This window comes from Caballeronia sp. LZ001 (assembly GCF_031450875.1).
Classification (GTDB): domain Bacteria; phylum Pseudomonadota; class Gammaproteobacteria; order Burkholderiales; family Burkholderiaceae; genus Caballeronia.
Map to the genome: position 1 here is coordinate 749,497 of NZ_JARTVX010000005.1, position 18,160 is coordinate 767,656.

Here is an 18,160-nt window from a genome sequence, read left to right on the forward strand (position 1 = left end):
CGTTAGTTGGTCAGAAAGGGCAGGACGTGCTCGAGCAAGATCGCCGGCGCTTCCTCGGGAATGTAGTGGCCGCAAGGCAGCGCCTCGCCCTCGACTTGCGGCGCGTAAGCACGCCATTCGCGCAGCGGATCGAAGCATTGTTCGATGACGCCCTCCTCACCCCATAGCGCCATGAATGGGCATTCAATTCGCTCGTTCGAAGCCAGCGTCGCGCGGTCATGTTCGAGGTCGATGCTCACGCTCGCGCGATAGTCCTCGCAAATGCCATGCGCCGTGGCGGGATCGGACAAGCAGCGCAGATACTCGGCGTAAGCCTCTGCCGTGAACGGCGCGAGACCCGCGCTGCGCGCGCCGATGGTCTGCCTGAGATACAGGTCCGGGTCCGCGCGAATGAGTGTTTCCGGAAATGGCGCGGGTCGCACGAGCATGAACCAGTGCCAGTAGGCACGCGCGAAATCGAACGAGGTCTGTTCGTACATGGCGAGCGTCGGCGCCACGTCGAGCGTGACCAGACGCGTCACGACAGCCGGATGATCCAGCGCCATGCGAGCCGCGACACGCCCGCCACGGTCATGTCCGATGACCGCGAACGACGCATGGCCCAATGCGCGCATCAGCCCGACCTGATCGAGCGCCATGCGGCGCTTCGAATAATTCGAGTGATCGGGCGCGCCTGCGGGTTTGTCGCTGTCGCCATAGCCGCGCAAGTCGGCGGCGATCACCGTGAAATGCTCGGCGAGTGCCGGCGCCACTTCGTGCCAAATCGCGTGCGTCTGCGGATGCCCGTGCAGTAGCAGCAACGCGGGGCCTTGGCCGCCCTTGATCGCGTGAATCCTGATGCCATCGACGGAAATCGATAGCTCATCGAAGCCTTCGAACATGGTTGTCTCCCAACGTTGATTCGAGTCTAATTGATGCCTTACGAGATTGGGTTTCCTCGAAAGCATTTCGGTCGTAACCGGCAGGAACGAATCAGGCAGATTTGGAGCGACGCGAGATGGATGGCTTTTCTGACCTCAACCTGTTTGCGCTTGTGGCGCGGCATCGCAATCTGGCTGCGGCGGCGCGCGAGTTGGGTGTGACGCCGCCAGCCGTGAGCAAGCGGCTCGCGCAACTGGAGCGGCGTCTGGGCGTGCGCCTGATGAATCGCACGACGCGGCGTCTGAGCCTCACGCCCGAGGGCGAGTTGTACCTGTCGAACGGCTCGCGCATTCTCGATGAGCTCTCGGAACTCGAACAGCTCGTCACGCAAAGTCGCGGCGAACCGACTGGTCTTCTGCGTGTGAACGCGTCGTTCGGATTCGGGCGGGCGCGTATAGCGCCTGCGGTGTCGGAGTTCATTGCGCGCTATCCGGCGATGAAGATCGTCCTGCATCTGACGGACCGTCCGGTGAGTCTTCAGGAAGAAGGTTTCGATGTCGGCATCCGCTTCGGCGAAGTGCCGGACGCGCGCATCAACGCGCGTCTGCTGCTGGCGAATCGGCGCATCTTGTGTGCATCGCCGGCTTACGTCGCGCGGCATGGCCGACCATCGGCGCCGCATGATCTCGCGCGTCACGCGTGCATCGTGTTGCGCGAAAACGAGTCGGCTTACGGCACGTGGCATTTCTCGCGCGGCAAGCGCACGGAGACGGTCAAGGTCGATGGCTCGTTATCGAGCAACGACGGCAGCGCGGTGTTGCAGTGGGCGCTGGACGGTCGCGGCATCGCGACGCGCTCGCAATGGGAGATAGACGAACATCTCGCGCGCGGTGAGCTCGTTTCCTTGCTCGATGAATGGGCTTTGCCGGACGCGAACATTCACGCCATTTACCTCGAACGCAATCAGCTTTCGGTCAAGCTCAGGACGTTCGTGGAATTTTTGGGGGAGTATTTGCGCGGGGCGTGATAGTCGTTTGAGCTTACCGTAGCGGCACATCTTCCGGCCAAATGGTTTAGAGCGGCATGGAATTTGGGTCCCGAATTCGTATCGGCCCGCTGGCCAGGGCCGGTTGCCCCGTCATTCGATCGATGCGAACCTTGGCTTTGTTGACCGCATCTGGACTTGCTCATCGGTGAAGCGGTTTGATTGAGCGCAATTGGTACACCGCCGTTGTCGATTTCCGCTCAACAAATTCGTCGTCAGTAAATCTCATCAAAAGGATTTGCCATGAAATACCTCGGCCTCGCCTACTTCACCCCCGAGAAGTTCGCCGCGATGACGCCAGACGAAATCAAGGCGCTAGTGAGTCAATGCCCGGCATTGGACGAGAAGATGCGTGCCACCGGCAAGGTCGTGGTTTCCGCCTCGCTCGGCGATCTGGAAAACTGGAAGACGCTCCGCCCACTTGGTGGCACGACACGCGTTACCGACGGGCCTTACACCGAAGCGAAGGAAGTGGTGGGCGGCATGTTCATCATCGAGGCAGATAGCCCTGACGAGGCGGTGCGCATCGCGTCCATGCATCCGGCCGCGACATTGGGCGAAGAAGGCGGATGGGCCGTGGAGGTTATTCCCCTGGATTTTTATCTGGCACCATGAGTTGAACTGCTGCGCGGCGCTATTGCTCCGCAATGCCGTGACCCTTACCGCAGACAAAGACCGGAAAAAACGTTTTCCCTATACGTCAAACTTTCGTTCATCTTCAGGTTTTTTCGAGGCTGCCGTAAGCGTTGCAATGACTGCTCTTTCGTCACCGCACTCTTGGTCTAAGCGCGCGGAGCCTGCCGTTGCTCCCCGACCGATAGCCGACGATCGACAAGGCGCGGACATGGACGTCATGCTCGTACTCGCACCACGGCGCCTTTCCTGAAGACTCCGACTGAATCGCTCAATTCTTTGCTTTGAGAGGACGTATATGACTGCTTCCGTTCTGATCGTTGGCGCCGGTCCAGTCGGCATGACGCTCGCCTCCGAACTCGCCCGCTACGGTGTCCACGCGCGCATCGTAGACAAGGCGCCGCACCGTACCGATAAATCCAAAGCCATGGTGCTTTGGAGCAGGACGCTCGAGCTGCTCGACCGGGGCGAAGGCGGCGCCGCGCCGTTCGTGAACGCTGGCTTCAAGATCGACGGCGTCGTCTTCATGGCGCAGGACGAGGTGGTCGGTCGGGTTGCAATGGACATGATCCCCAGCACGCACAACTATGCGCTGGCACTGCCGCAATCCGAGACCGAGCGTTTGCTGGAGGAGCGTCTGGCGAGCCAAGGCGTATCTATCGAGCGCGGCGTCGAAGTAACGATGATCACGCCCGATGCCTCTGGCGCGGATGCGGTGTTGCGCCATCCGGACGGCCGCGAAGAGGCCGTGCGTGCCGACTGGCTGCTTGGTTGCGATGGCGCGCACAGCATCGTAAGACACGCCTTGAACGTGCCTTTCGAGGGGGAAACGCTGCTGAGCGATTGGTTCCTTGCTGACGTTCACATGACGGGGTATCCGCGCCCTGACACGGACGCTTCTGTCCACTGGCATAAGGATGGCGTCTTGCTGATTTTTCCCATCCAGGCTGGCCGTTACCGCGTCATCGGCGACTTGCCGGCGACGGCAGATAAGGTTCCACCGACGCCAACGCTCGCACAGGTGCAGCAGCTCGTAGACCGGCGCGGCCCGGCCGGTACCAAACTCCACGATCCCGTATGGTTGTCCGGCTTTCGCATCAACGGTCGCAAGGTGACGGGCTATCGACACGGCCACACGTTCCTTGCGGGGGACGCAGCGCATATTCACAGTCCCGCTGGCGGTCAAGGCATGAACACCGGCATGCAGGATGCGATCAACCTTGCCTGGAAACTTGCACTCGTGCTGCGCAACGAAGCGGACGAGTCGCTCCTCGACACCTACAGCCCGGAGCGCAGCGCGGTTGGCGACGAGGTACTGAAAGCCGCGGAACGACTGACATCGGTCGCCACGCTTCGCAACGCGATTGCACAGCGTTTGCGCAACCTTGCCGGGCACTTTGCGTTGGGCTTCTCGCATTTCACCCGTGGCGTTGCTCAAACCATGTCGGAAGTGACGGTCCACTATCCGCATAGCCCGCTCAACGGCCCGTCCGTGCATGGGATGAAGCCTGGCGAACGCGTTGCGCCGACGTCCGACCACGCACCAGCAGGATCAGGCGTGCGGCCGGTATTCGCGCTGTTCGCGGCGCCGACTGCGGCAGTGAAGCAATTGATCGACGCCTATCCGGGCCTGCTCGACGACAACGTCCGACCACCATTGCAGGCCGACACGATCTCGCTCGTGCGGCCCGATGGATATCTCGCCTGCTCGGCTAGTGAAACAGATACGATTGCCGCGTATCTCGATCGTTTGACGGCACGGCATGGCGTTCCTTCCTGATCCATTCGTCGCTTGATCGGGGGAGAAGCATTCTCCAGCATTGACCGGCTTGCCGCGAGTGGTGGCGGCAAGCTGGCTGCATGTTGCTTGACAGCCGTTCGCTGAACACTGCACGAAAACGCCGGCTTCTCGCAAAGGCTGCGAATCAGTCATTCACAGCCTCATACCGTGTTACTGCTCACCAAGCGCACGCCAAATCAACGCTCGCCCGGCAGCATCGCTAGATGCGTGGGCTAATCGTGGAACGGAACCCAGAGCATTTTTACATCGACGTTGAGCATGCCCGACTGTACTGTCGGATCATCGGTTGCTATTTTTCGGGCATCCGCAAGATCAGCAGCCTTGAAGATCGTCATGCCGCCGTCCGCCAGAACACCGGAGAGACCGCCGGCTTTCTCCATGAACGGACCGCTCATCACGGTCAGCCCTTTGTCCTGCATCTCGGCCATATAAGCCACGTGTTTCATGAAGTCCGGTTGCTCGTTGTACTTCACGCTTTGAATCCACTTCGGACCCGGCGTTTGAAACGCCACGAAATAATGAGGACCATTTTCATCGACCATTTTCTACTCCTGGGAAGGCTATTCGAAAGAGCACTTGTCACTAAGACGTGATGCGTTGCCGGAGCAAGTCATCGAAAAGTGCCTGAAGGGGAGGAGTTCGGCGAATGACGCCTCGACTCCGACTTCTGCCTGTCGCCGTATATTCTTTCGCGGCGGCTTGAAATCAAAGATAGTCTCGCGCGGACGCTTTCGGTAGAGGGCGTGTTGGCATAGGACGTATTCAGTCTCCGAATAGCGTCGCTTGCGCTATCCCCACGAGAGTTATCGAACCTTCAACCGGGGATCGGCGGCGAACAGGTCCGCTAAAAATTCGATGAAAACGCGGGTCCTGCCAGGCAACTGCCTGCTTCCGGGCCACACTGCGTTGATCGGAAAAGGCGCGGGCCGAAATGCCTTGAGAAGCGGTACGAGCCTGCCCTCCTCGACGTCCCGCGAATAAAGCCAGCCCGCGTTATGCCCAATGCCCAAGCCCGCAATTACCGCCGCTCGGACATATTCGGCGTCGTTGCTTCTTAATGGACCTTGCGGCACGTGTTCCTTCGCGCCGTCGGGGCCGGCAAACGGCCAGACTCGCGGAGAGTCGCGAGACATCAGAGCAATGCATTCGTGATTGACGAGATCATCTACCGTCTTTGGCACGCCCATGCGTTCGGTATAAGCCGGCGAAGCGACAGTAAGGTACTCGGTGCTGCCAATTCGACGCGCAATTTGAGTCGAGTCGCTCAGCGGACCAATTCGTATGGCGACGTCGATGCCTTCTTCAATCAGATTGATGTAGCGCTGCGCAACCGTGAACTCGACGCGGACGTCCGGGAACTGAGCGCAAAAGCGCGGCAGGTGCGGAACAATGCACATACGCCCAAAGGCTGGAGACAGGGCAACCCGCACCATGCCGGACGGCGACGCTTCGCCACTGCCGACGCGAGCCTCGACATCGTCCACGCTCTCGACGATCGCAACCGCACCTTCGTAGAAGCTTTGGCCAGCCTCTGTCAGGCCCAGGCCTCGCGAGCTTCGGCGCAACAGTTGCGCGCCGAGCCGTGCTTCGAGACCCGCAATCGTCTTGCTTGCCGTTGGCTGACTGATTCCGGCCGCACGCGCCGCCTTCGAGAAGTTGCCGCTGTCGGCAACACGGATGAAGAGCCGCATGACATCGATTCGATCCACTGGAACTTTCCTCCTACGATATAAACGCGGCGGGACGAACGAGAAACGCAAGGCATCAGCACGGCTTATGGCATGCAGTTTATAGCTGGGTGATTCCTCCGTCCGCGATCAGATCGATGCCTGTGCTGTAGCTGCTTTCGTCCGAGGCGAGGAACAGCGCCGCCGCGGCCATCTCGTCAGCGCGGCCGATTCGGCCCAGTGGCGTGATCTGCTTGAACATTGCTCGTGCGCCGTCCGCCTCTTCCTTCGAACTGAACAGGCCGTCTACGATCGGCGTTTCGATCATTCCCGGACTCAGCGTGTTGACGCGAATGCCGCGGCCTTTGAATTCCGATGCCCAAGTCCGCGTGAACGAGCGGATCGCCGCCTTCGTTGCGGCATATACGCCGAAGTCCGGAGATCCCTTGATGTGCATTCCGGAAGAAACGATGACGATGGAGCCGTTATCGCGCAGCAGCGGCAGCGCCTTTTGCACCGTGAAGAACGTGCCCCGTGCGTTGATGCCGAAGGTCTTGTCGAAGTGTTCGGGTGTCACGGACTCTGTTGGCAACACCTCGACGAACCCCGCACTCGCGACGACGATGTCCAAGCCGCCTTTCGCGCGTCGCACCGTCTCGTAGAGGCGGTCGAGATCTTCAAGACTCGAGATGTCGCCCTGAACAGCCGTTACGTTCGAGCCGATGACAGCCTTCGCCTTGTCGAGTTCAGTTTGACGACGCCCCGTAATGAAGACATACGCGCCTTCCGCGACGAACCGCTTTGCGGTTGCGAGTCCAATCCCGCTACTTCCGCCCGTGATGACCGCAATCTTGCCTTGAAGCTTACCCATGATGATTCTCCGCATGACGTGGATGGTGCTCGACGCGAAGCTAGCTTCGCGACAAGCCGAGGCAAGAGAATGGAGTTGGCGGGCATGGATGAACAGAGGGCGCGGCGGCATAGCATGTATGCCGCGCATGCATGAGGTTCAGGAAGACTCGAAGGACGGCAAGGGCCTATGTTTTGAGTTGGACGAATCTCGACGGTTTCCGCGCGCGCATCGGGCTGATCGAACACGAGCGTATGGAAAGCAGCCGACCGCCGCTCACAAAAACCTCCAACGCGCGACCACCGTGCGAATCGGCAACGACCGTGCGCCTTACGGAAACCGCCGCCTTCGAAAGCCCTAAGCTCCATTCAACCCAACCGCACGCCGGCGCGCCAGTGCGTCACTCGAAACCATTGGAAACCGTCATGTGGATCGTCCGACTCGCCTTGAAAAGACCGCACACTTACATCGTGCTCGCCGTGCTGCTTGTCATTCTCGGCTCGGTCGCGATCGTCCGTACGCCGACGGATATTTTTCCCATCGTCAGCATCGGCTGGTCGGATAACGGCAGTTGATACGGCAAGCGCCTGCACCAACCCATTTGCAAGGAAACATGGCTCACGCAACCGAACCCGCGCCCGAGGAAGCAAGGCATCCTCTGCGCTTTCACGCACCCCACGCGCATCTGTCGAGCGTGTTCGGCAACGACTGGTTCGCATTGAAGGCCGAAGCCTTCGCGCGCTTCTTCGGCACGCCCACGTTTCTCATCGCGCAGACGCTGATCGTGGGCGGCTGGATCATGGCGAACATGCTCGGCATATCGCGCTTCGATCCGTATCCGTTCATTCTCCTGAACCTCGCGTTCAGCTTGCAGGCCGCTTATGCCGCGCCGCTCATCTTGCTTGCACAAACGCGTCAGGCCGATCGCGACAAGGCGCTCGCTGAAGCCGACGCGCATCATCGCGAAGATATCGCGCTCGCGTGCCAGCAACGTGAAACCGAGCTTGCGCGCGAGACGTCGCAGATGGCCGAACTCCTTCGACGCAACACCGAACTCACCGAGCTTACGCGCCAGTTGGCCGAGCGCATCGAAACCTTGACGCGCGAGCTTCACGAGCATCTGACACCAACCCGGCACTTCTGAAGCAACCCGATTCCCGCGCGTTCGTCTGCCCGCTTTTCACACGCTCGTCAATTTTGACAAACCCCTACCGTCATTTTTGATTGTGCATTATGTGTTGTGCATCGCAATAACCGACGACTCGCGAGGATTGAAGATGAACCCCACCGAAGCACCCGCGCGTGCGGCGTCGCCCGACGCGAATCGGCTGCACGTGCGCCAGTTGAGTCACGCATTCCAGACCGCCAACGGCGTGAGCACCACCATCTTCGACCGCCTGGACTTCGCCGTGCGCGAAGGCGAGATCGTGTCTATCGTCGGGCGCAGCGGCGCGGGCAAGAGCACGCTCTTCAACCTGGTTTCGGGCCTGCTGACGCCGCAATCCGGCCACATAGCGATAGGCGCGCGCGCCGACGGGTCGCCCGGACGCATCGCTTATATGCTGCAAAAAGACCTGATGATGCCGTGGCGCACCGTGCTGCAAAACGCGCTGCTCGGCGTCGAACTGTATCGCAAGGTGCGGCCCGACGACATGACTCGCGCTCGCGACATGCTCGCGCGCTACGGTCTTGCAAGCGTCGCCGACGCATATCCGCATTCGCTGTCGGGCGGCATGCGTCAACGCGTGGCGCTCACTCGCACGCTGCTCGTCGAGCCGACGCTCGTATTGCTCGACGAGCCCTTCTCCGCGCTCGACTACGAGACGCGCCTCGCGCTCGAAGACGACATCATCGCGCTGCGCGAGCAAACCGGCACGAGCGTGGTGCTCGTCACGCACGACATCGAGGAAGCCATTGCCATGAGCGACCGCGTGATCCTGCTCGGCGGGCGCCCCGCACGCGTGCAGGACGAAATCGACATCACGCTGAGCACGCACGGCCCGCGCACCGCCGTCTCCGCGCGCGAAGCGCCCGAGTTCCGCGCCTATCACGCGCGCGTCTGGAACGGCTTGCGCAGCGGCGCCACCGTGCAATCCGACTCACGTACACCACAAGGAGCCGCACATGAGTGAAGCCGTGCTGTCCACCACCGTCACGCCCGGAAAGACCACGCGCCGCGCGCCGCGCAAGCTCGGCACGACTGGCGCCGTGATCGGCATCGTCGTGTTGCTGGTGGCGTCGTGGCAATTCGCCGTCGCCTCGGGCTGGATCAACGGCAAGCTGCTCGGCTCACCCGCCGGCATCTACGACGCCGCCGTGTTCGGGCTGTCGCAAGGCACGCTCGCATCCGATACCTGGGTCACGCTCTACGAGACGCTCGCGGGTCTTGCCATAGGCAGTGCGCTTGGCATCGGGCTCGGTTTGCTGCTGTGGTTCCTGCCCGCGATCTCAGGCGTCGCCGAAGGCCTCTCGGTCATCCTCAACAGCATTCCGAAGATCGCGCTCGGGCCGCTCATCGTCATCTGGTTCGGCTCGGACGCGTCGTCGAAAATCTGGCTCGCGGCGATCTCCACTTTCGCCGTCGCGATGATCTCTTCATGCGCCGCCGCGCGCGAAGTCGATCGCGATTTGCTCAACCTCTTCCGCTCGTTCAAGGCGCGGCGCTCGATGATCTTCATGAAGCTCATCGTGCCGAGCGCGTTGCCGTGGATCTTCTCGACACTGCGCGTGAACATCGGCTTCGCGCTGATCGGCGCCGTGGTCGGCGAGTACATCGCGTCGCAAGCGGGGCTCGGGCACGCCGTGTTCGTCGCGGGCTCGCTCTTCGATCTGAACACCGTCTGGCTCGGCATCATCGTGCTGACCTTGATGGCATCGGTTCTTAGCTGGATCGTTCAATTTGCTGAAGCAAAGATCATTTCATGGAAGAGAAAATGAAGAAAAACGTTCTGCTCACGGGTGTCGCGGCTGCCTGCATGGCCGTCTTTGGATTGCAAGGCGCGCAGGCGCAATCGTCCGAACCGGTCGTCGTCTATCAGGCGTTCCAGTCGATTCAATACTTGCCGCTCTATGTCGCCATCGACAAGGGCATCTTCACGAAGAACGGCCTCACCGTGCAGAAAATCACGGCGGGTAGCGGTGCAGCGGGCGTGGCGGCGGTGATCGGCGGTCACGCGGACTTCTCGTTGCAAGACCCGATGACCGCGATGCTCGCGAACCTCAAGGGCGCGTCGCTCATCAACGTGGCCAACGTCGTGGCCGGCGTGCCGGTGTGGGTGATCGCGCCGCAGGATTCGCCGGTCAGGAACCTGAAGGACTTGAACGGCAAGAGCGTCGCCACGGCCTTGCCGCCTTCTACGAGCACGTACCTGCTGCAACGGCTCATCAACGACGAAAAGCTTGCCGACGTGAAGATGAATACCGTGCAGATCGGCACCGAACTCGCGCCTGTCACGGCGGGACGTTCGGAAGCGGCCGCGCTGTACATGCCGCAAGCGGAAACCGGCATCTCGCAAGGCTATCGCATCGTGTATGCGTTTCCGAAGGCTTATCCGGGCGGCTATGCGTTCTCGACCATCGACACGCTTACGTCCACGATCAAGAACAAGCCGAAGATGGTGGAGGCCTTCGTGAAGTCGATAGGCGAAGCCGAAGCGCTGATTCAGCAATCGCACGATACGGCCAAGGCCGTGGCGCGCACGGAGTTCCCGTCGCTCGACCCGAAGATCGTGGATTCGGCGGTGCAGCGTCTGATCGATCAGAACATCTACGCACCCACGCCTGAAATATCGGAACAGGCGTTCAAGAACGCGCTTGCGTTGCAGGAATCCATCGGCAACATCAAGCCCGGCGCGATTACCTATGCGAGCGGCGTCGACAACTCGTTCGCGGCTGCTTCGGTAAAGGCCAAGTAAGCGATGACCGATCAGCCTCGCTCATTGCTCGCGACTCTCTTCGCCAATCGCCACGACGAAGCGGCGGTGCGCGCCACCTTGCAAGAGGCGCAGGCGCGCGCCGACTTGCTCGATCCGTGGCTGCGCGCCTTCGTGCATCGTCCGGATGTCTACAGCGTGCGCGACGCCGTAACGGCCCCGCTTGCGGGCGTGCCAATCGGCGTGAAGGATCTCGCCGATACGCACGACATGCCCACGTCCTATGGTTCGGCGATTTACAGCGGCCATCGTCCGGCTCATGACGCGCGCATCGTCGCTTCCATTCGCGCGCTCGGCGGCATCGTCTTCGGCAAGACCGCGACGACGGAGTTCGCCTGGCGCGGTCCCGCCGCGACGGTCAATCCGTGGAACCGCGCGCATACGCCGGGCGGTTCGTCGAGCGGCTCGGCGGCGGCGGTGGCAGCGGGCATCGTGCCGCTTGCCATCGGCACGCAGACGGTCGGCTCGGTCATTCGTCCGGCTGCTTATTGCGGCGTGGTCGGCTACAAGCCCACGTATCGCAAGATCGCGACCGAAGGCGTGCATCCGCTTGCGGCTTCGCTCGATCACATCGGCTTCTTCGCGCGCTCGGCGGAAGATGTCGCGGTAGCCCATGCGCTTTTCGTCGATGCCGCGCCCGAGACCCTCGCCGATAAAGCCTCCTGGCGCGCCTATTTCGATGGCGGCAACAGAGCGCCCCGGCTTGGCGTCGTGCGCACGCCATTCTGGGACCAACTGATCGCGCCGCATCAACGCGCAAGCTTCGAGGCATCGCTGCAACGTCTGCGCGAAGGCGGCGCGCGTATCGTCGAACTGGACTACGGCGCGGACCTGCAACAGATGCGCGAAGCCACGCTGACGATACTCGCGATCGAAGCGCATCGCGCTATTGGCGACGCGGCCGCGCGCAAGCCCGAACTGATCAGCGAGCACATGCGCGCATTGCTTGCCGAGGGTGCCGCCATGTCGCTCACACGCTATCAGGACGCGTTGCTGTTGCAAGCCGGACTGCGCGTGCGTTCGCAGCAATTGCTCGAAGGTTGCGACGCGCTCGTGACCTTGCCATCGAGCGGCGCGGCGCCCGAAGGTCTGGGCGATACGGGCGACGCACGCTTCTGCGCGCCGTGGAGTTTGATGGGTGCGCCCGCCGTCACGGTGCCGTCCGGTTGGACCGACGCTGGCTTGCCGCTCGGCTTGCAACTCGTCGGCGGATATGACGACGATCTGAAGCTGCTCCGCATCGCTGCATGGGTCGAAGGCATGCTCGGGTTCGAGCGACGCGCGCTGCCCGACTGAACACACAAATCAAGGAGACGACGTTGAGCCAGCCATTTCGCACCATCGCGCAATATGTTCTCGGCACGCTGCGCGCGGAAATCTTGCAGGGTATTTATCCGCCGAACACGCGGCTTCGCCAGGAAGAAGTGGCCAAGCGGCTCAACGTCAGCACGACGCCTGTGCGCGAGGCGTTTCGCGACTTGCGCGCCGAAGGGCTCGTCGCTATCGATCCGAACAAGGGTGTCGTCACGCGTGAACTCACTGCCGCCGATGTCACCGAGATCTACGAACTGCGCATGGTGCTCGAACCGATGCTCGCCGAACGTGCCTGCGCCAACGCAAGCGAAACGAGTCTTGCCGCCGCCGAAGCCGTGCATCAGACGATGTGCGCGACGACCTCTTCCGAGACCTGGGCCATTCTCAACGAAGAGTTCCATCAGCATCTGATGGCGAGCGAAACCGGCACGCGCCTTTTCGATCTGGTCGAAGGGTTGTCGCTCGTCGCACGGCCTTATGTGTCGCTGTCGATGTACGTCAAGGGCGATATCATGGACAGCAACAATCACGAGCACGCGGGCTTGCTGCATGCCTACCGCGCGCGCGATGGCCGCGCCGTGCACGAGCAGACACGCGCGCACCTCGAAAACACGCGCAATGCCATAGCCGCGTGCGTCGAACAATCTTTCGCCCAAGCGGCGGCCTGATCGATCATGGATGACACGCTCGCTTCTCTTTCCGCTGTCGATGCACGCAGGCTCATCGCCACTCGCGAAATCTCGCCGGTGGAATTACTCGATGCGAGCATTGCGCGTATCGAGGCCCTCAACCCTTCGGTCAATGCGATGGCCGCGACATGCTTCGAGCGCGCACGCATCGAGGCACGGCACGCGGAACACGCGCTCATGCGCGGCGAAACGCCGGGCTTGCTGCATGGTCTGCCCATCGGCGTGAAAGACCTCGAAGAGACCGCGGGCGTGCTCACGACATATGGCTCGGCGATGTATCGCGACCACGTGCCCGAGGCCGACAACGCCATGGTCGCGCGCATTGGCGCGGCAGGCGCCATCGTCACGGCCAAGACCAATACGCCGGAGATGGGCGCGGGCGCGAACACGCGCAACGTCGTGTGGGGCGCAACCGGCAACCCCTTCGCGCCGTTGCTCAACGCGGGAGGATCGTCGGGCGGGTCGGCAGTTGCGCTTGCCACCGGCATGTTGCCGCTGTGCACGGGCTCGGACACCGGCGGCTCGTTGCGCATTCCGGCTGCGTATTGCGGCGTCGTGGGCTTTCGGCCATCGCCGGGACTCGTGCCTGGCGATCGCAAGGACCTGGGCTGGGCGCCCATCACCGTCAGTGGACCAATGGCGCGTACCGTCGCCGACACGCGTCTGTTGCTCGCCGCGCAAGCGGGCTTCGATGCGCGCGATCCGCTTTCCTACGAAGTCGATGCCGATACCTTCACGAAGCATCGTCCAATCGATGCGTCTACGTTGCGCATCGGCTTCACGGAGGACTTCGGCACCTGCGCGCTCGACGACGCCACGCGCGCCACCTTTCGCAAGAAAATGGCAGCCGTCGCGCGGCATGTCGCGGTGTGCGAGCCGGTCGATATCGACATGCGGGACAGCGACCGCTGCTTCGACGTGATCCGCGCGCAGAACTTCGTCGCGCAGTTTCGCGAAGCCTATGAGCGCGATCCGTCGCTGCTCGGCCCGAACACGCGCGCGAACTACGAAATGGGCGTGAAGATGACGCTCGCCGATGTCGTGGGCGCGCACGTCACGCAGACCCGTTTGTACCGGCGCTTTCAGGAACATGTGCAACGGTATGACGTGATCGTGTCGCCGACCACTTCCATTACGCCATTTCCATGGTCGCAATGGCATCTGGAAGCGATCAACGGCCGGCCGCTCGACACGTACTATCGCTGGCTCGGACTCACATACGTCATCTCGATGATGACCAATCCCGCGCTCTCGTTGCCTTGCGGAATGGATCAATCGGGCATGCCCTTCGGTCTGCAACTGGTCGGCGCGCTGCGTGGCGACGCGCGCGTGCTCGATATCGCCGAAGCACTCGAAACCGCGTTTGCCGGGGACGAATCGCTCGAGCGCCCGACGCCCGACTTGAGCGCCTTGCGCGCGCCGGTGCCGCAATTGAAGTCGATCGTGACGCATCCGCCTGTCATCGTCTGAAGGGAAGGTGTGGGCGATTCGCGAAGCGTCGTCTAGACTGCAGGTTCTTCCCATTCGCGAGGAGATGCACGGTGTCCCGGAATAACGACGCAACGTTTTGGCGCAACGCGAAGCAGCATCTGATCCGCTACGGCGGCACGTTCGAACCCATGATCATCGAACGTGCGAAGGGCAGCTTCGTCTACGACGCGGATGATCGTCCCATTCTCGACTTCACCTCGGGACAGATGAGCGCGGTGCTCGGCCACAGCCATCCCGAGATCGTCGCGGTCATCAGCGAATACGCCGGCAAGCTCGACCATCTCTTCAGCGGGATGCTTTCGCGGCCTGTCGTCGATCTGGCGACGCGCCTCGCCGACATCACGCCCGAAGGCCTCGACCGCGCGCTGTTGCTCAGCACGGGCGCCGAGTCGAACGAAGCAGCCATCCGCATGGCGAAGCTCGTCACCGGCGGTTATGAGGTCGTCGGCTTCGCGCAGTCGTGGCACGGCATGACCGGGCACGCGGCCGCCGCGACCTACAGCGCGGGCCGCAAGGGCGTGGGCCCGGCTGCGGTCGGCTCGTTCGCGATTCCGGCTCCGTTCACTTACCGGCCGCAGTTCGAGCGCAACGGCGCCTACGATTACCTCGCGGAACTGGACTACGCGTTCGCGCTCATCGACCGCCAGTCGAGCGGCAATCTCGCCGCGTTCATCGCGGAGCCGATCCTGAGTTCGGGCGGCATCATCGAATTGCCCGAAGGTTACATGGCAGCGCTCAAGCGCAAGTGCGAGGAGCGCGGCATGCTGCTGATTCTCGACGAAGCGCAAACGGGCATCGGCCGCACGGGCAACATGTTCGCGTGCCAGCGCGACGGCGTCACGCCCGACATTCTCACCTTGTCGAAGACACTCGGCGCGGGGCTGCCGCTCGCGGCCATCGTCACGTCGGCGGCCATCGAGGAGCGCGCGCACGAACTCGGCTATCTCTTCTATACGACGCACGTGTCCGACCCGCTCCCCGCCGCCGTCGGTCTGCGCGTGCTGGACGTCGTCGAGCGCGAAGGACTCGTCGCGCGTGCGAACATCATGGGCGAAAGACTCAGGCGCGGCTTGCAAAATCTGATGGAACGCTTCGACTGTATCGGCGATGTTCGCGGACGCGGTCTTCTGCTCGGCGTGGAGATTGTCAAGGATCGCCGCACCAAGCAGCCCGATGACGGCCTCGGCGCGAAGATCACGCGCGAGTGCATGAATCTCGGCCTCAGCATGAATATCGTGCAGTTGCCGGGCATGGGCGGCGTGTTCCGCATTGCGCCGCCGCTGACCGTGCGCGAGGAAGAGATCGACCTCGGTCTCGATTTGCTCGGACAAGCCATTCAGCGCTCGCTCTGAGCGGGTCAATCTTCCAACCGGATCAACCCATGAGCCTTTTCGATGAAGACAGGATCGACTGTCATTGCCATATCTTCGATCCTGCGCGCTTTCCGTATCGCGACGACACGCCGTATCGCCCTGAAGGTCAGGAACTCGGCACCGCCGCGCAACTGATTCGCGTAATGGATGCCTACGGCGTGCGTCATGCGCTACTGGTTGGCCCGACGAGCGGCTACCGGACCGACAACCGTTGTCTCGTCGACGCGTTGCAGACGTACCCGGCGCGGTTTCGCGGCATTGCGGTGGTGGATAACGACATCGGCCGAAGCGAACTGACTGCGCTGCGCAATGCGGGCGTGGTCGGCGTCGCGTTCAACCCGGCGATGGAAGGCGTCGAACTCGTGCTGAATGCAGGCGAGCTTTTCGCGTCGCTCGCGGACCTCGAGATGTTCGCGCAGATTCAGGTGGTTGGCGATCAGATGGCGACGCTCGAGCCCTGGCTCGCGCGGCAACCGGTGAATGTCTTGATCGATCATGCCGCGGCCCGATAGCGCGGATGGCATCGATCAGAAAGGCTTTCAGGCGGTGCTTCGGATCGCAGAGACCGGGCGCGCGACGGTCAAATTGTCGGGCTGGCAAAAGTATGCGCACGAAGCGTATCCGTATGAGGACGTGTGGCCCTACGCTCACGCGTTGTTGCGCGCATTCGGACCGGAGCATTGCATCTGGGGCTCCGATTGGCCGTTCTTGCGTGCGCCAGAGCGGATGGATCATGGGCCGCTGCTTGCGCTCTTCGAGAAGATCGTCCCGGACGCGCAGGTCCGGCGGCAGATTCAGTGGGAGACGCCGCGTCGGCTATTTGGCTTTTGAAGGCGTGCGCCCGAACGCATTGAATCGAATCACCGAGGTAACGCAAGCCGCGAAACCACGTGCATGGCCTCCCGCAATTCCGCACGCGAGGCAAGCATCCGATACTGCTCGAACAACGCTTCATAAACATCCGCCGACGCGGCGTCCGGTTCGAAATGCTGGAACGCCCGCGCGCCGAAGCGAGCCGCACCGTCCGTGAAATCCCGCACCACGCCCGCCGCGACGGCGCCATGAATCGCGGCGCCGACCGCCGTTGCGTTGTGCATGTCGGGCACCGAGACCGGCTTGCCGAGCACGTCCGCCATCAACTGAAGCAGGAAGCGATTATTCTCGCTCAAGCCGCTCGCGAGGATGGTCCGCGTGACCGGCGCGCCCTCGCTCTGCATCAGCTCGATGATCGTGCGTGCGCCGAAGCACAGCGATTCCATCATCGCCCGATAAATCTCCGCGCGTGTCGTGGTCGTGCGCAAGCCAAGCAGCATGCCGCTCACCTGCGGGTCGGAAAGCGGCACGCGGCAGCCGTTCCACCAGTCGAGCGCGAGGAGCCCCGACCCACCCGGCCGCAAACGCGCCGCGCTCGCGTTGTACGCCGAGAAGTTCGCTGGCAAGTCCTCCGCCAGCGGCGCGGTTTTGACGAACCACGCGAGCGCATCGCCGAAACCGGCCTGCCCTGCTTCGTAGCACCATAGACCGGGAAGCGCCGCATCCTTCGCCACGCCTTCGATACCGTCGGGCAAGGGACGCTCGGTGTCATCGAGCAACATGTACACCGCCGATGTCCCCAGCGCGCCGACGAGCGTGCCCGCTTGCGTCGCGCCGAGCGCGGGAAGAATCACGTGCGAATCGATAGCCGCGACCGCCACGGCCGGTTCGCCGAGCATGCCTGTGCGCTCGATCCACTCGCGCCGCACCGTTCCCGCCGACGATCCAATATGCTTCGGCGCGCTCGATCGCGTGGCGAGTCCATCGACGCCGAGGGGTGGATAACCCGCATCCGAATAGTGGGCCTTGTAGCGCGCCATATCGGAGCTTCGCGACTCCGTTCCGGTGAGCTGCCACACGAGCCAGTCGCCCGCCTCGATGAATCGCTCCGTCTGCGCCCAAAGTGTGGGCGCTTCCGCGGCAAGCTGCGCCGCCTTCGCGGGCAACCATTCGCCGGAAGTCTTGCCTCCCGACTTAGTCAGATGCACGCCGCGTTCACGGCTGATCTCGTCGGCCCAGGGCTGCGCCGAGTGATGCTTCCAGAGCTTGACGTAAGCGTGCGGATCGTCGGGGAATCGCGTGGAAAGCGGCGTTCCGTCCGCCGACGCAGGCAATGGCGAACTCGCCGTGAACCCGATGCCGATAGCCTCGATACGCTTCCCACGCCCGAGCGCCGCGAGAATGACCTCGGCGCATTCGAGATAATCCGGCGCGTTTTGCAAAGCCCAGCCCGCCTTCAGCGGGAACCCGCCCGGAAGCGCGTCTATGAGCGTGCCATGCCGATACCGATGCGCATGCATCGCGCACACCTCGCCGCTTTCGATATCCACCAGCACGCCTCTTGCCGAATCCGTTCCGTAGTCCAGGCCGATCAGGTAGCCACCGCTCATCGTCGCGATCCATGAGTTGAAGAAATTGAAATATAGTGCAGCGAGGGTTCGCGCGTCATCGAAACGACGCGCATGAGGCCG

At 62.4% G+C, this 18,160-nt stretch carries 17 protein-coding genes and 1 pseudogene; 13 read left to right on the forward strand and 5 right to left on the reverse strand.

The genetic code is table 11. The features are described 5' to 3' along the window. Window positions 1-2: 2 nt before the first annotated feature. The gene (locus P9292_RS39920) at window positions 3-881 is read right to left on the reverse strand and encodes an alpha/beta fold hydrolase (RefSeq protein ID WP_250494857.1); all 879 of its coding nucleotides are present in this window, start codon (window positions 879-881) and stop codon (window positions 3-5) included. A gap of 116 nt (window positions 882-997) precedes the next feature. Here P9292_RS39920 and P9292_RS39925 point away from each other — a divergent pair, with 116 nt between their 5' ends. From P9292_RS39925 to P9292_RS39935, 3 genes are all read left to right on the forward strand, one after another. Beyond that, window positions 998-1,888, forward strand: a complete 891-nt coding sequence (locus P9292_RS39925) for a LysR family transcriptional regulator (RefSeq protein ID WP_244831649.1) — start codon at window positions 998-1,000, stop codon at window positions 1,886-1,888. Window positions 1,889-2,149: 261 nt separating this feature from the next. Then, a complete protein-coding gene (locus P9292_RS39930) occupies window positions 2,150-2,521 on the forward strand; it encodes a YciI family protein (protein ID WP_309965168.1) in 372 nt (123 codons plus the stop codon). Between the two features lie 316 nt (window positions 2,522-2,837). Further along, window positions 2,838-4,319 (forward strand): FAD-dependent monooxygenase, encoded by a 1,482-nt coding sequence (locus P9292_RS39935; protein ID WP_309965170.1) that lies wholly within the window; start codon window positions 2,838-2,840, stop codon window positions 4,317-4,319. A gap of 233 nt (window positions 4,320-4,552) precedes the next feature. Here the strand turns inward: P9292_RS39935 and P9292_RS39940 are convergent, their stop codons facing one another. The 3 genes from P9292_RS39940 to P9292_RS39950 form a co-directional block, all read right to left on the reverse strand. Beyond that, window positions 4,553-4,882: a YciI family protein gene (locus P9292_RS39940; protein WP_244831655.1), complete on the reverse strand. Its 330-nt coding sequence runs from the start codon at window positions 4,880-4,882 to the stop codon at window positions 4,553-4,555. 261 nt (window positions 4,883-5,143) lie between these two features. Then, a complete protein-coding gene (locus P9292_RS43395; RefSeq protein WP_409015565.1) occupies window positions 5,144-6,031 on the reverse strand; it encodes a LysR family transcriptional regulator in 888 nt (295 codons plus the stop codon). 97 nt (window positions 6,032-6,128) lie between these two features. Further along, window positions 6,129-6,878 (reverse strand): SDR family oxidoreductase, encoded by a 750-nt coding sequence (locus tag P9292_RS39950; protein ID WP_309965175.1) that lies wholly within the window; start codon window positions 6,876-6,878, stop codon window positions 6,129-6,131. Between the two features lie 404 nt (window positions 6,879-7,282). On the opposite strand from P9292_RS39950, the gene P9292_RS39955 reads away from it, so the two are divergent. The 10 genes and pseudogenes from P9292_RS39955 to P9292_RS43400 all read left to right on the forward strand — a co-directional run bounded on the left by P9292_RS39955 (window position 7,283) and on the right by P9292_RS43400 (window position 16,487). Then, entirely contained in the window at window positions 7,283-7,432 is a 150-nt protein-coding gene (locus P9292_RS39955; RefSeq protein WP_309965178.1) for a hypothetical protein, read from the forward strand. Window positions 7,433-7,470: 38 nt separating this feature from the next. Then, entirely contained in the window at window positions 7,471-8,001 is a 531-nt protein-coding gene (locus P9292_RS39960; RefSeq protein WP_250469620.1) for a DUF1003 domain-containing protein, read from the forward strand. Window positions 8,002-8,134: 133 nt separating this feature from the next. After that, complete coding sequence (locus P9292_RS39965; protein WP_309965181.1) at window positions 8,135-8,989, forward strand: ABC transporter ATP-binding protein; 855 nt, start codon at window positions 8,135-8,137, stop codon at window positions 8,987-8,989. Then, the gene (locus P9292_RS39970) at window positions 8,982-9,794 is read left to right on the forward strand and encodes an ABC transporter permease (RefSeq protein WP_309965184.1); all 813 of its coding nucleotides are present in this window, start codon (window positions 8,982-8,984) and stop codon (window positions 9,792-9,794) included. Before P9292_RS39965 ends, P9292_RS39970 begins: the two co-directional genes overlap by 8 nt. Continuing rightward, window positions 9,791-10,771, forward strand: a complete 981-nt coding sequence (locus tag P9292_RS39975) for an ABC transporter substrate-binding protein (RefSeq protein ID WP_244831667.1) — start codon at window positions 9,791-9,793, stop codon at window positions 10,769-10,771. Before P9292_RS39970 ends, P9292_RS39975 begins: the two co-directional genes overlap by 4 nt. A gap of 3 nt (window positions 10,772-10,774) precedes the next feature. Further along, window positions 10,775-12,085 (forward strand): amidase, encoded by a 1,311-nt coding sequence (locus tag P9292_RS39980; RefSeq protein WP_309965188.1) that lies wholly within the window; start codon window positions 10,775-10,777, stop codon window positions 12,083-12,085. 23 nt (window positions 12,086-12,108) lie between these two features. Further along, entirely contained in the window at window positions 12,109-12,771 is a 663-nt protein-coding gene (locus P9292_RS39985) for a GntR family transcriptional regulator (RefSeq protein WP_250469624.1), read from the forward strand. Between the two features lie 6 nt (window positions 12,772-12,777). Continuing rightward, window positions 12,778-14,262, forward strand: a complete 1,485-nt coding sequence (locus P9292_RS39990; protein ID WP_309965191.1) for an amidase family protein — start codon at window positions 12,778-12,780, stop codon at window positions 14,260-14,262. 71 nt (window positions 14,263-14,333) lie between these two features. Then, window positions 14,334-15,635: an aspartate aminotransferase family protein gene (locus P9292_RS39995; protein ID WP_250469626.1), complete on the forward strand. Its 1,302-nt coding sequence runs from the start codon at window positions 14,334-14,336 to the stop codon at window positions 15,633-15,635. 29 nt (window positions 15,636-15,664) lie between these two features. Next, window positions 15,665-16,487: pseudogene (locus tag P9292_RS43400) on the forward strand (amidohydrolase family protein). 29 nt (window positions 16,488-16,516) lie between these two features. On the opposite strand, the gene P9292_RS40010 reads toward P9292_RS43400, so the two are convergent. Next, on the reverse strand, window positions 16,517-18,079 hold the full coding sequence (locus tag P9292_RS40010; protein ID WP_309965202.1) for an FGGY-family carbohydrate kinase: 1,563 nt from the start codon (window positions 18,077-18,079) through the stop codon (window positions 16,517-16,519). Window positions 18,080-18,160: the final 81 nt, after the last annotated feature.